Consider the following 13,931-nt stretch of genomic DNA (forward strand, 5'->3'; position numbering starts at 1 on the left):
TCCCACGGCGACCCGCATCCTCAACGATCTTCACTTCATCAAGCAGCAAAAGGGACACACCAACGATGGCAAAAATCTTCTGCGTTGCGAACCAGAAGGGTGGTGTCGGCAAGACCACCACCACAGTCAATCTGGCCGCGAGCCTGGCAGCGCAGGGACAGCGAGTTCTTCTCATCGATCTGGACCCGCAGGGCAATGCCACGATGGGGAGCGGTATCGATAAGGCCGAATGTACGAACACTGTCTACGAAGTGCTCGTGGATAACGTGTCCGTGGCCGATGCGCGCGTGCGGCCGGAAGCGGTCGGCTACGACGTGTTGCCCGCGAATCGCGAACTCGCGGGCGCCGAGGTGGAACTGGTCAGCATGCAAAATCGCGAGCGTCAGTTGAAGGTGGCGCTTGCGGCGGTCGAGAGCGAATACGACTTCGTGTTGATCGATTGCCCACCCGCATTGTCGCTGCTCACGCTCAACGGGCTGTGCTCCGCGCATGGCGTCGTGATCCCGATGCAGTGCGAATACTTCGCGCTCGAAGGCCTGTCCGACCTCGTCAATACGATCAAGCAGGTTCACGCCAATCTGAACCGTGACCTGAAGGTGATCGGTTTGCTGCGCGTGATGTTCGATCCGCGCATCACATTGCAACAGCAGGTTTCGGATCAACTGAAAGAGCATTTCGGCGACAAGGTGTTCGACGCGGTGATCCCGCGCAACGTACGGCTTGCCGAGGCGCCCAGCTATGGGCTGCCCGGCGTGGTGTTCGACAGGGCGTCGCGTGGCGCGCAGGCCTACGTGCAGTTCGGCGCGGAAATGATTGAGCGGGTGCGCGCATTGAACGACGCGCCCCAAGCATCCTAAGCGGATCGAGGAAGCACGATGAACGCAGTAGCAAGAAAGAAAGGATTGGGCCGCGGTCTGGAGGCATTGCTCGGCGGCACCGCGGATATCACCGAGGCGGTGGCGATCGAGGGTGCGCCGAACGTGCTACCGCTCAGCAAGATGCAGGCCGGCAAATACCAGCCGCGCACGCGCATGGACGAGGGCGCGCTGCAGGAACTCGCGGCCAGCATCCGCGCGCAGGGGCTGATGCAGCCGATTCTGGTGCGCCCGATCTCCGCGGACAGATACGAGATCATCGCCGGTGAGCGACGTTTCCGTGCCGCACGCCTTGCCGGCCTTGAAGAGGTGCCGGTGCTCGTGAAGGACGTGCCGGACCAGGCCGCCGCCGCGATGGCGCTGATCGAGAACATTCAGCGCGAAGATCTGAATCCGCTCGAAGAAGCGCAGGGCATCCAGCGTTTGCTCGACGAATTCCACTTCACGCACGAGCAGGCGGCGGAATCGGTTGGCCGCTCGCGCAGCGCGGTGTCGAATCTGCTGCGTCTGCTCAATCTCGCGGCGCCGGTGCAAACGATGCTGCTCGCCGGAGATCTCGACATGGGCCACGCTCGCGCGTTGCTCGCTGTCGATGCCGCGACGCAGATCACGCTGGCCAACCAGGTCGTCAACAAACGCCTCTCGGTGCGCGAGACCGAAAAGCTCGTCGCGATGACGACGAAGATGACGCCCACGGTCAAGGCCCGCGCGAATCCGGATGGCGGGCGCGATACGCGGCGTCTCGAAGAGGAACTCTCGGACCTGCTGGCGTCGACCGTGAAAATCAAACTCGGCCGGCGTGGCCGTGGCCAGGTGCTCGTGGACTTCGGCGATCTCGACGCCCTGGAAGGCATTCTTGTCCGCTTGCGCGGCAATGCCAACGTCTGACCGACGATCAATAAGGGTAGGGCGCTGCGGTTTCGGGCGTCCTCGAACCTTGCCTCGTGAATCGTTTTTTCGACTAACGAACATGCCTTCCAATTATCGTGGATTCCTGAATAGTATCGGCCAAATAATCAGTCATGCCAGGTTTGAGTGGGCTGCAATGGTAGATCGACGGCCACGGCAATCCTTACGGCCTGCTATCGCAAGCGGGCAGATACACTCGCGTAAACATGTTCCCCGCATAGACGCTGCCAGCACGAAACGGCGCCAGTTCTCCCCGAAAAAAACCGCATTTGTTGCATTTCCGAGACGTCTGCCATAACGTCGAAACAGCCTGCCGGCAAGCTTCGATCCATGCGATCGGGAGCCATGGTTTTGTCGTCCCACGCCTGCCTTACATTTGACGTGTTTCGCGCTGCCAGCAAGCGTTTTACCGTATCGTGGGCCCAAGTTTCACGCCGTTATAGCGCGGCCTAAAGTCTTGAATTGCCTGCAACTATCGCTTACAATCGCCCGGATTTAATTGCACGGCAACCCCGTAAGCGCTGCGTAAGCTCGCGGGCTGGAAAGAGACTTTCGGAACATTGCGATGGCGGTCAAAACGTCGAATCTGTCGCCGAAGAATGGGCACGACGAACACCGCGCAGAACGCTCCGCTTCCGATGCGTCCTCCAGCCGGCAGTTCGACCCGGCCGAAGCATGGGATGACGGGCAGGAAGATAACAATATCGTTCCGCTCACGCGGGCCGAGGCAGAAAAGCTGTTTGGTCCTGACGTGGGTCGTCCATCGCGGGTGACGCCTTTCAGGGTCGTTGCAGCGCAAGTGGTTTTGTCCCTGGTTGCTACGCTGGCGTGGTGGCTGTTTTATAAGCCGCCGGGCGCTGCTGCGCTGTCCGCGTTCCTGGGGGGAGCGATCTGTTGGGTGCCGGGCGCGTTGTTCGCGGCACGTTTGATAAAGCAGCGCGGCGTCGAGACAGTGATGAGCTGGATGATCGGCGAAGCGCTCAAGATGGGGACAACGATCGCGATGTTTGTAGGCATCGCCTTCTGGTATCACGATGTGCGCTGGATTCCGCTGCTCGTGACCTACCTCATCGCGCTGAAGACTTACTGGATTGCCTTGGCGTGGCGCTAAGGTAGCAGTACCAAAAATAGCAGCACGAAGAATTTAAGGCCGGCGCGTGGCGTCGGCACGGGTGTGCGGATGAGACAGGGCCTGCACCCGGCGCGTTCCCGCAATAGAGTATTTCGGCGGGAACGGCCTCAAACGATTTTCGACAATTTGGGTGGCTTTAACGATATGGCAGCTAGCGAAGGCACGCGAGCAATGGACCCGTCCGAGTACATTGCGCACCACTTGCAGAACTTTTCCACCGCGCACCAGACGTCGATTTTCGACATCCACGTGTGGAATCTGGACACCCTCTTCTGGTCGATCGTTTGCGGCCTGGTCACCATCTTCGTGCTGCATCTCGCTGCCCGCAAGGCAACGTCCGGCGTGCCGGGCCGTTTCCAGTGCGCGATCGAAATGCTCGTCGAAATGGTCGAGGATCAATCGAAGGCGATGATCCACGGCTCGCGTACTTTCATCGCTCCGCTCGCGCTGACCGTGTTCGTCTGGGTCGCGCTGATGAACTCCCTCGACTTCATTCCCGTCGACCTGCCGGGCCGCGTGATCGGCTGGCTGGGTCTGTCCGAAGTGATTCCGCACCACCGCATCGTGCCGACCGCCGACCTGAACGGCACCATCGGCATCGCACTTGGCGTGTTCGTGCTGATGATTTACTACAACTTCAAGATCAAGGGCGTCGGCGGCTTCGTGCATGAACTGCTGTCCGCTCCGTTCGGCGCGCATCCGCTCCTGTGGATCCCGAACCTTGCACTGAACATCATCGAGTTCGTCGCGAAGACGGTCTCGCTCGGCATGCGGCTGTTCGGCAACATGTATGCGGGCGAACTGTTGTTCCTGCTGATTGCCCTGCTCGGCAGCATCTGGAGCTTCGGCGCGGACACGACGGTGCTTGGCTTCATCGGCCACGTGATCGCCGGCAGCGTGTGGGCAATTTTCCACATCCTGATCGTTCTGCTGCAGGCGTTCATTTTCATGATGCTGACGCTGGTGTACATCGGCCAGGCACACGACACGCACTAACCTGCGCGGTCGGTAAAAGAATCGTAGTTTTTCAAATCCCAGTTCCAACCAGTTCTAAAAGACTTTTCACAAAGGAGTGATCATGCAAGCTTTCATCGCCAACATCCAGGGTCTGACCGCCATCGGTATCGGCATCATCATCGGCCTGGGTGCAATCGGCGCCTGTATCGGTATCGGTCTGATGGGCGGCAAGTACATCGAAGCATGCGCCCGTCAGCCGGAACTGATGAACCCGCTGCAAACCAAGATGTTCCTGCTGGCTGGTCTGATCGACGCGGCGTTCCTGATTGGCGTTGGTGTGGCAATGCTGTTTGCGTTCGCGAACCCGCTGCTGTCGAAGCTGGCAGGCTGAGGTTCCTCGGAGGTTTGCGTCTGAGCTATAACTGGTAAAGGCGCAGGGCGGAACGGGTACTGGGGCGCTGATCGAACACAGAATCGATGAGCGCCTTGCCGTTTCACTTTCCGAACAAGCAACGTTTAAGGAAACACCGTGAATCTCAACGCAACCCTGTTTGCGCAAATGGTCGTGTTCCTGATCCTCGCGTGGTTCACGATGAAGTTCGTGTGGCCGCCGCTGATCAACGCCCTCGACGAGCGCTCGAAGAAGATCGCTGACGGCCTTTCCGCCGCGGAAAAGGGCAAGCAGGAACTCGAAGCCGCTCACAAGCGCGTCGACCAGGAACTCTCCCAGGCACGCAATGCCGGCCAGCAGCGTATTGCCGACGCGGAAAAGCGCGCCGTGGCAGTCGCCGACGAAATCAAGGCACAGGCACAGGCTGAAGCCGCCCGCATCATCGCGCAGGCGAAGGCCGACGCGGAGCAGCAAGTCGTGAAGGCGCGCGAAACGCTGCGCGGCGAAGTCGCCGCACTCGCCGTGAAGGGCGCTGAGCAGATCCTGAAGCGCGAAGTCGACCAGGCCGCTCACGCTGACCTGCTGAATCAACTGAAAGCCGAGCTCTGATCATGGCCGAACTTGCAACCATCGCCCGTCCGTACGCGGAAGCGCTGTTTGGCGTGGCCGAAGCTGGTGACATCGCCGCCTGGTCCACGCTCGTGCAGGAGCTGGCACAGGTTGCGCGTCTGCCCGAAGTGCTGTCGATCGCCTCGAGCCCGAAAGTGAGCCGCACCCAGGTCAGCGATCTGCTGCTGGCTGCGGTCAAGTCGCCGCTCAAGGACAACGCGCAAGCGAAGAATCTGGTGCAGATGCTGGTGGACAACCATCGCCTGCAATTGCTGCCGGAAATCGCCTCGCAGTTCGAAGAGTTGAAGAACGCCCGCGAAGGGGCGGCAGATGTGCTGATCGTCAGCGCATTCCCGCTCGAAGGTGCGCAGTTGAACGAACTCGTCGCAAGCCTCGAACGCAAGTTCAAGCGCAAGCTGAAGCCGACGGTCGAAGTCGACCCGTCGTTGATCGGCGGCGTGCGCGTGACGGTCGGCGACGAAGTGCTCGATACCTCGGTCCGCGCGCGGCTTGCCAGCATGCAGACGGCCCTGACGGCCTGAAGCGCCTTGCGCTTTAGCGGCTGGCACGCAACAGAATTGACTATCAGGAGCGAATAATGCAACTCAATCCCTCTGAGATCAGCGAGCTGATCAAGAGCCGGATCCAGGGCCTTGACGCGAGCGCAGACGTTCGCAACCAGGGCACCGTGATCTCCGTGACCGACGGTATCGTGCGTATCCACGGCCTGTCGGAAGTGATGCAGGGCGAAATGCTCGAATTTCCGGGCAACACCTTCGGTCTCGCATTGAACCTCGAGCGCGACTCGGTCGGTGCCGTGATTCTGGGTGAGTACGAACACATTTCGGAAGGCGACATCGTCAAGACGACGGGCCGCATTCTCGAAGTGCCGGTGGGTCCGGAACTGCTCGGCCGCGTGGTCGACGCACTCGGCAACCCGATCGACGGCAAGGGCCCGCTCAACGCGAAGATGACCGACGCAATCGAAAAGATTGCACCGGGCGTGATCTGGCGTAAGTCGGTTTCGGAGCCGGTCCAGACCGGCCTGAAGTCGATCGACGCGATGGTGCCGATCGGCCGTGGCCAGCGCGAGCTGATCATCGGCGACCGCCAGTGCGGCAAGACCGCAGTCGCAGTCGACGCGATCATCAACCAGAAGGGCAAGAACCTCGTCTGTATCTACGTCGCGATCGGCCAGAAGGCTTCGTCGATCATGAACGTGGTGCGCAAGCTCGAAGAATCGGGCGCGCTCGAATACACGATCGTCGTAGCCGCTTCGGCTTCGGATTCGGCAGCGATGCAGTACCTCGCGCCGTACGCCGGCTGCACGATGGGCGAATACTTCCGCGATCGCGGCCAGGACGCGCTGATCGTTTATGACGACTTGACCAAGCAGGCCTGGGCATACCGTCAGATCTCGCTGCTGCTGCGCCGCCCGCCGGGCCGTGAAGCTTACCCGGGTGACGTGTTCTATCTGCACTCGCGTCTGCTTGAGCGTGCTGCTCGCGTCTCGGAAGAGTACGTCGAGAAGTTCACCAACGGCGAAGTGAAGGGCAAGAGCGGCTCGCTGACGGCACTGCCGGTCATCGAAACGCAGGCAGGCGACGTGACCGCATTCGTTCCGACGAACGTGATCTCGATTACCGACGGCCAGATCTTCCTTGAAACCGACCTCTTCAACGCAGGTATCCGCCCGGCAATTAACGCCGGCGTGTCGGTGTCGCGTGTGGGTGGCGCGGCACAGACGAAGGTCGTGAAGAAGCTGTCGGGCGGTATCCGTACCGACCTCGCGCAGTACCGTGAACTCGCAGCGTTCGCGCAGTTCGCATCGGACCTCGACGAAGCGACCCGCAAGCAGCTCGAGCGCGGCCGCCGCGTGACGGAACTGCTCAAGCAGCCGCAGTATCAGCCGCTGCAGGTGTGGGAACTGGCTGTGTCGCTGTTCGCGGCGAACAACGGTTACCTCGACGACCTCGAAGTCGGTCAGGTTCTGCCGTTCGAAAAGGGCCTGCGCGACCACCTGAAGGCGAGCCATGCTGACCTGGTCAAGCGTATCGAAGATACCAAGGAACTCTCGAAGGACGACGAAGGCCTGCTGCATACGGCCGTCAAAGACTTCAAGAAGTCCGGCGCTTATTGATCCGCGAGTGATCCGCAAGGCATAAACGGACCTTGAAGCGGCGCGGGCCGCATGCGAATGCTCCCGTGCTGCTTCGACCGCTTTGCATGGGACCCGAGTAAGCGCTGAAGCGCTAACTCGGGCCGACAAAGGAGCAAGCAATGGCTGGAATGAAGGAAATTCGCGGCAAGATCAAGAGCGTGCAAAACACGCGCAAGATCACGAAAGCGATGGAGATGGTGGCCGCATCGAAGATGCGCCGCGCTCAGGAGCGCATGCGCGCTGCTCGCCCGTATGCCGACAAGGTCCGCGACATCGCTGCGCACATGAGCCGTGCGAATCCGGAGTATCGTCACCCGTTCATGGTGTCGAACGACGGAGCGAAGGCGGCCGGCATCATCCTCGTCACGACCGATAAGGGTCTGTGCGGTGGGATGAACACCAACGTGCTGCGCGCGTCGGTGCAGAAGTTCAAGGAACTGGAAGGCCAGGGCAAGACGATCGAAGCAACCGCGATCGGCAGCAAGGGGCTCGGTTTCCTGAACCGTTTGCGCGCCAAGGTCGTATCGAACGTCGTGCATCTGGGCGATACGCCGCATCTGGAAAAGCTGATCGGCGCGGTGAAGGTGCAGCTCGACCTGTTCTCGGAAGGCAAGATTTCGGCGGTGTACCTCGCGTACACGCGCTTCGTCAACACGATGAAGCAGGAGCCGGTGATCGAGCAGCTGCTGCCGCTGTCGGCGGAGCAGTTCGAGCGCACGGAAGAAGACGGCACGACGCCGCGCACGCAGTGGGACTACATCTACGAGCCGGATGCGCAGGCCGTGGTGGACGAGCTGCTGGTGCGTTATGTCGAAGCGCTGGTTTATCAGGCCGTCGCGGAAAACATGGCATCGGAGCAATCGGCCCGGATGGTGGCGATGAAGGCCGCTTCGGACAACGCGAAGACGGTCATCAACGAACTGCAACTCGTGTACAACAAGAGCCGTCAGGCCGCGATCACGAAAGAACTGTCGGAAATCGTCGGTGGTGCGGCGGCGGTCTGACCGTAACGGTCGGCAGCCGCTCATGTGCGCCCGTAGTGGCGCACCCATCGAAACTGCGCCTTTGCGCGAGTGAAGAATTGAGTATCTAAAGGAAAAGCGATGAGTACTACTGCTTTGGTAGAAGGCAAGATCGTACAGTGCATCGGCGCGGTGATCGACGTGGAATTTCCGCGTGAAACCATGCCGAAGATTTACGACGCGCTCATTCTCGAAGGTTCGGAACTGACGCTCGAAGTCCAGCAGCAGCTGGGCGACGGCGTGGTCCGCACCATCTGTCTGGGTGCTTCGGACGGTCTGCGCCGCGGCACGATCGTGAAGAACACCGGTAACCCGATCAGCGTGCCGGTCGGCAAGCCGACCCTCGGCCGCATCATGGACGTGCTGGGCCGTCCGATCGACGAAGCCGGTCCGATCGCGAGCGAAAACATGCGCTCGATCCACCAGAAGGCGCCGGCGTTCGACGAACTGTCGCCGTCGACGGAACTGCTCGAAACCGGCATCAAGGTGATCGACCTGATCTGCCCGTTCGCGAAGGGCGGCAAGGTGGGTCTGTTCGGTGGCGCCGGCGTGGGCAAGACCGTGAACATGATGGAACTGATCAACAACATCGCGAAGGAGCACGGCGGTTACTCCGTGTTCGCCGGTGTGGGCGAGCGGACCCGCGAAGGGAACGACTTCTATCATGAAATGAAGGACTCGAACGTTCTCGACAAGGTCGCGCTCGTGTACGGCCAGATGAACGAGCCACCGGGCAACCGTCTGCGCGTCGCGCTGACCGGCCTGACGATGGCCGAGCACTTCCGTGACGAAGGCCTCGACGTGCTGTTCTTCGTCGACAACATCTACCGTTTCACGCTGGCCGGTACCGAAGTGTCGGCACTGCTCGGCCGTATGCCGTCGGCGGTGGGCTATCAGCCGACGCTGGCTGAAGAAATGGGTAAGCTGCAAGAGCGTATTACGTCGACCAAGACCGGTTCGATCACCTCGGTGCAGGCCGTGTACGTCCCTGCGGACGACTTGACCGACCCGTCGCCGGCTACGACCTTCGGCCACCTGGACGCAACCGTCGTGCTGTCGCGTGACATCGCTTCGCTCGGTATCTACCCCGCAGTGGACCCGCTCGATTCGACCTCGCGCCAGATCGACCCGAACGTGATCGGCGAAGAGCACTACTCGATCACGCGCGGCGTGCAGCAAACGCTGCAGCGCTACAAGGAACTGCGCGACATCATCGCGATTCTGGGCATGGACGAACTCGCACCGGAAGACAAGCTCGCCGTTGCGCGCGCTCGTAAGATCCAGCGTTTCCTGTCGCAGCCGTTCCACGTCGCTGAAGTGTTCACGGGCTCGCCGGGCAAGTACGTGCCGCTGAAGGAAACGATCCGTGGCTTCAAGATGATCGTCGAAGGCGAGTGCGACCATCTGCCGGAGCAGGCGTTCTACATGGTCGGCACGATCGACGAAGCCTTCGAAAAGGCCAAGAAGATCCAGTAAAGGTCGGGTGTAACGAAGCGGGCGCAGCAAAGTCGTACCGACTGAATAAGTCACTACTGACTTATCTCGCCTTCACTACGCTTAACCCAGCCTTGCATGAGACGAAAGTGAGCGCACCAAAGTGCTTACTTTCGTCGACAGGAGTCGACACTTATGGCAACCATTAAAGTAGACGTCGTCAGCGCGGAAGAGCAGATCTTCTCGGGCCAGGCGAAGTTCGTCGCGCTGCCGGGCGAAGCGGGTGAACTCGGCATTCTGCCGGGCCACACGCCGCTCATCACGCGGATTCGTCCGGGTGCGGTGCGTATCGAAGCTGAAAACGGCGAAGAAGAGTTTGTGTTCGTCGCCGGCGGCATCCTCGAAATCCAGCCGGGCGCTGTGACGGTTCTCGCCGACACGGCAATCCGCGGCAAGGATCTCGACGAGGCCAAGGCCGAAGACGCACGCAAGCGCGCGGAAGAGGCGCTGCAGAACACGGGTTCGAACCTCGAATACGCAACCGCGCAGGCGGAACTCGCGTATGCGACGGCTCAGCTCGCGGCTATCCAGCGTCTGCGCAAGCTGCGCGGTCAGCACTAAGACACGCGGTAGAAAAGAGCAGCCTTCGCGGCTGCTTTTTTTCGGCATTAAATTGACGTTTACGTAAAGGTAAAAAGTCCGCGTAGTTGAGAGAAAGAAAAAGCCGGCGATTGCCGTTCGCGTAATGCGCTGCGGGTAAGACTTGATGCCGGTCGGCCCTACGCCGATGGCACAATCGATTTCAAATGTATTTCAGTCGAGCGAGCTTTCGCTCACGGAGACAACACCATGGCAACGCATATGTCGGGCGAAGGTGCGCTCATCGAACCCAGGGACGGACTGTCGTATGTGCGCGGGTCGACTGAAATTCCGTTGAGCGAAGCGACCGTCGGCGAGTTTCTGCGAGAAACGGCGGCTCGCTTTCCCGATCGGCCAGCCGTGGTGTTTCGCGAGCAGGGCATCCGCTGGACGTGGAAGGCGTTCGCGGACGAGGTGGATGTGCTAGCGTCAGGGCTGCTCGCGCTCGGTATCGCGAAGGGCGATCGCGTCGGTATCTGGTCGCCGAATCGCGTCGAGTGGCTGCTGACGCAGTTCGCGACGGCGCGCATCGGCGCGATCCTCGTCAATATCAATCCGGCTTACCGGCTCGCCGAACTCGAATACGCGCTGAACAAGGTCGGCTGCAAGGCGATTATTGCCGCCGAGCGCTTCAAGGCATCGATGTATCTCGAGATGCTGCAGGAACTGGCTCCCGAACTGGCAACGCAGGCACCGGGCGAACTCCACGCCGCGCGGCTGCCGGAGTTGCGCTACGTGATCCGCATGGGCGACACGGAAACGCCGGGCATGCTGAGCTTTTCCGAGCTGATCGAGCGGGGGCGCGCGACGCTCGACACGGCCAGGCTCGATGCGATCGGCGCCACGCTGTCGTGTCACGAACCGATCAACATCCAGTTCACGAGCGGCACGACCGGCAACCCGAAGGGCGCGACGCTGACGCATAGCAACGTGGTCAACAACGCACGCTATATCGCGATGGCGATGCGGTTGAGCGAACACGACGGCTTGTGCATTCCCGTGCCGCTCTATCACTGCTTCGGGATGGTGCTGGCGGTGCTCGCGTGCGTCTCGGTGGGCACGAACATGGTGTTTCCGGGCGAAGGCTTCGACCCGGCCGCGACGCTGTCCGCGGCCGCGGACGAAAAATGCACCGCGCTGCATGGCGTGCCGACGATGTTCATCGCCGAACTCGATCACCCGACGTTCGCATCCCACGACTTCTCGCGCCTGCGTACCGGCATCATGGCGGGTTCGCCATGCCCGATCGAAACGATGAAGAAGGTCGTCTCGAAGATGCACTTGGCCGAGATCACCATCGCCTACGGCATGACGGAAACGAGCCCGGTGTCGTTCCAGAGCTCGACGACCGATCCGCTCGACAAGCGCACTACGACGGTCGGCCGTATCCAGCCGCATCTGGAAGTGAAAATCATCGATCCGCTCGGCAATGTCGTGCCGGTCGGCGAGACCGGCGAGCTCTGCACGCGCGGCTACTCGGTGATGCTCGGTTATTGGGGCGATGAGGCGAAGACGCGCGAGAGCATTGTCGACGGCTGGATGCATACCGGCGATCTGGCGACGCTCGATAGCGAGGGCTACTGCAACATCGTCGGCCGCCTGAAGGACATGCTGATTCGCGGCGGAGAAAACATCTATCCGCGCGAGATTGAGGAGTTTCTGTTTCGCCACCCGAAGATTCAGAGCGTGCAGGTGTTTGGCGTGCCCGACGCGAAGTATGGCGAAGAGGTTTGCGCGTGGGTCGTGCTGCGCGCGGGCGAACATGCGACCGCCGAAGAGATCCAGCAGTTCTGCCAGGGGCAGATTGCGCACTACAAGGTGCCGCGATATATCCGCTTCGTCGACGAATTGCCGATGACCGTAACCGGCAAGGTACAAAAATTCATCATGCGTGAGCGGATGATCGGCGAATTGAAGCTGAGCGTAGACAAGACCGCGTGATGCCTCACGAGCACTCGTGATACAGGATTCGAATAGGGAAGGAAACGCGGGTTGCGTGAGAGGTTTCGTCTCGCGCAAACGTTTGGGAAGACGAAAAAAAAGCGGGCCTGGAGCCCGCTAAAAACCACACGCTACGGGGTTAGCGCGAGGAGACCAAAGATGGGACCGGCTATCACGGCGACCCTGTGCCGATTACGGCCCCAACAGGGATGCCCCTTCACAGGGCTTCGGCAAAGCCGACCGGCAAGTGCATCGTATCCGCTCACACCACGCACCCAGCCACATCCGTGTTGAAACCGTTGAGGGCATTGTGGGCGAATTAACTTATGAGCGCGGTAACAAAGTGTTTCAGGTTGTAACGCCCGCCAGATAAGGCGCTGCGGGATTTATTGCCAAAATAAATCGTTTCAAACGTAGTATTTACCGATGACTGCCGCGCAATTTCATACGCATGATTGATGCCATTCGCGACGCATATCGCCGCATAAACTATTCGGTCGATTGCGCATGAAGTAGTTGCATATGCATCTTTTGCACGGCGAGTTCCCCGTATTACAAGAGCTTGGTCCGCCCCGGAAAATTCATCTGGTGAAATGCACGGTACGTGCTGCGTCGCAAAACTTTTATTTCCGATTCCTCGCGTAGAAAACAGGGGCGGATTGAACATCTTGTGACGCTGCGGCCATGGCGTGGATACGCTCAGAAACGTCGTGGCTCGTTACACGATCGTCTCCTTGCGAAACGAAACCGTCTTATGAGACTGGCTGCCTGCCCGAGCAAGAGCAGTTCACGACAGGCGGCCCGAAACAGCACACACAAAAACACGGGTAAATGGCGGCCTTACTTCAGCCACTTATCCGAAATAGCCTGATATTCGCCCGTTGCGCGCGCGAGATGCAGCCACTGGTCGACATACTGTTGGAACGCCACGTCGCCGCGCGGCAGCAGCCACGCCTTCTCGCCGTACTGGAACGGTTTGTCGGGGTGCACCGAGCACAGACCCGGATTCAGCTTCTGCTGCAACAGCGTCTCCGAGGCATCGGTCACCATCACGTCGGCTTTTCCGGCGAGGATCTGCTTGAAGATCGTCACGTTGTCCGGATAAACGGTCACGTTCGCATGCGGAAAGTATTGCTTTGCGAACTTCTCGTTCGTGCCGCCTGGATTGACGATCACCCGCGTGGCCGGCTGGTCGATCTGCGCGACGGTCTGGTATTTGTTGACGTCGTCGCAGCGGACGATCGGCGTCTTGCCGTCGATCATGTACGCCTGCGTGAAAAACGCATGCTTTTGCCGCTCGAGCGTCGGCGAAACGCCACCGATACCGATATCGCATTTCGCGACGAAGTCGGTCATCAGGTTCGACCACGACGTCTTGACGAACTCTACCTTCACGCCGAGCGACCTGGCGAGCGACTCCGCCATGTCGATGTCGATGCCTTCGAACTGCCCATCCCCCTTGTAGAACGAGTACGGCTTGTAGTCGCCGGTCGTACAGGCGCGCAGCGTGCCGCGGCTCATGATGTCGTCGAGCCGGGAAGGCGCGGTGGCGGTCTGCGCGCTGGCCACGCCCACCTGCATCAAGACGCCGGCGAGCGCGCCGAGCATTGCGAGAGCTGCCTTGTTCATCGAGTCTCCTTGTCGTGTGTAATTGGCTGGTAAGGCTGACGGATAGTAGCCCGCCAACGCGAGCTTGAACATCGGCCGTTCAGCCAGGTCCAGCCGGGCTGACAGTGACAGCCCACCGCGAATCGCCCGCCACGCGCGCCTTTGCCACGGCCGCAACCCCAAAGAGCGGGCTTTATGAGCCGCGAGCGCAACAGTTATTGGTCCGATCACGCGTAATGCGGCGAGCCGGGTC

At 60.5% G+C, this 13,931-nt stretch carries 13 protein-coding genes; 12 read left to right on the forward strand and 1 reads right to left on the reverse strand.

The annotated features are described in order from the left end of the window. The first annotated feature begins 65 nt into the window (after positions 1–65). The 12 genes from GXB81_RS05955 to GXB81_RS06010 all read left to right on the forward strand — a co-directional run bounded on the left by GXB81_RS05955 (position 66) and on the right by GXB81_RS06010 (position 12,070). Entirely contained in the window at positions 66–857 is a 792-nt protein-coding gene (locus GXB81_RS05955) for a ParA family protein (RefSeq protein ID WP_167049059.1), read from the forward strand. Between the two features lie 18 nt (positions 858–875). Then, positions 876–1,763, forward strand: coding sequence for a ParB/RepB/Spo0J family partition protein (locus tag GXB81_RS05960; RefSeq protein WP_205988633.1), 888 nt, complete (start codon positions 876–878; stop codon positions 1,761–1,763). A 586-nt stretch (positions 1,764–2,349) separates the two neighbouring features. Beyond that, complete coding sequence (locus tag GXB81_RS05965) at positions 2,350–2,895, forward strand: ATP synthase subunit I (protein WP_167049055.1); 546 nt, start codon at positions 2,350–2,352, stop codon at positions 2,893–2,895. Positions 2,896–3,060: 165 nt separating this feature from the next. Beyond that, positions 3,061–3,912 (forward strand): F0F1 ATP synthase subunit A, encoded by an 852-nt coding sequence (atpB, locus tag GXB81_RS05970; protein WP_167049053.1) that lies wholly within the window; start codon positions 3,061–3,063, stop codon positions 3,910–3,912. A gap of 82 nt (positions 3,913–3,994) precedes the next feature. Then, entirely contained in the window at positions 3,995–4,264 is a 270-nt protein-coding gene (atpE, locus tag GXB81_RS05975) for a F0F1 ATP synthase subunit C (RefSeq protein WP_007180033.1), read from the forward strand. A 138-nt stretch (positions 4,265–4,402) separates the two neighbouring features. Then, entirely contained in the window at positions 4,403–4,873 is a 471-nt protein-coding gene (locus tag GXB81_RS05980) for a F0F1 ATP synthase subunit B (RefSeq protein ID WP_167049051.1), read from the forward strand. A 2-nt stretch (positions 4,874–4,875) separates the two neighbouring features. Next, positions 4,876–5,415 (forward strand): F0F1 ATP synthase subunit delta, encoded by a 540-nt coding sequence (locus tag GXB81_RS05985; RefSeq protein ID WP_167049049.1) that lies wholly within the window; start codon positions 4,876–4,878, stop codon positions 5,413–5,415. A gap of 56 nt (positions 5,416–5,471) precedes the next feature. Beyond that, positions 5,472–7,013 carry a F0F1 ATP synthase subunit alpha gene (atpA, locus tag GXB81_RS05990; RefSeq protein ID WP_167049047.1) on the forward strand — a complete coding sequence of 514 codons (1,542 nt, stop codon included), beginning with the start codon at positions 5,472–5,474 and terminating at the stop codon, positions 7,011–7,013. Between the two features lie 140 nt (positions 7,014–7,153). Beyond that, positions 7,154–8,038: a F0F1 ATP synthase subunit gamma gene (gene atpG / locus GXB81_RS05995; RefSeq protein ID WP_167049045.1), complete on the forward strand. Its 885-nt coding sequence runs from the start codon at positions 7,154–7,156 to the stop codon at positions 8,036–8,038. A gap of 99 nt (positions 8,039–8,137) precedes the next feature. Then, entirely contained in the window at positions 8,138–9,532 is a 1,395-nt protein-coding gene (atpD, locus tag GXB81_RS06000) for a F0F1 ATP synthase subunit beta (RefSeq protein ID WP_167049043.1), read from the forward strand. Between the two features lie 153 nt (positions 9,533–9,685). Then, positions 9,686–10,111: a F0F1 ATP synthase subunit epsilon gene (locus GXB81_RS06005; RefSeq protein WP_007180027.1), complete on the forward strand. Its 426-nt coding sequence runs from the start codon at positions 9,686–9,688 to the stop codon at positions 10,109–10,111. A gap of 228 nt (positions 10,112–10,339) precedes the next feature. Then, positions 10,340–12,070 carry an AMP-binding protein gene (locus tag GXB81_RS06010; RefSeq protein WP_167049041.1) on the forward strand — a complete coding sequence of 577 codons (1,731 nt, stop codon included), beginning with the start codon at positions 10,340–10,342 and terminating at the stop codon, positions 12,068–12,070. A gap of 840 nt (positions 12,071–12,910) precedes the next feature. On the opposite strand, the gene GXB81_RS06015 is transcribed toward GXB81_RS06010, so the two are convergent. Further along, a complete protein-coding gene (locus GXB81_RS06015) occupies positions 12,911–13,699 on the reverse strand; it encodes a transporter substrate-binding domain-containing protein (protein WP_167049040.1) in 789 nt (262 codons plus the stop codon). Between the last annotated feature and the right edge of the window lie 232 nt (positions 13,700–13,931).

The organism is Paraburkholderia sp. Ac-20336 (assembly GCF_017105025.1).
Taxonomy (GTDB): Bacteria; Pseudomonadota; Gammaproteobacteria; order Burkholderiales; family Burkholderiaceae; genus Paraburkholderia.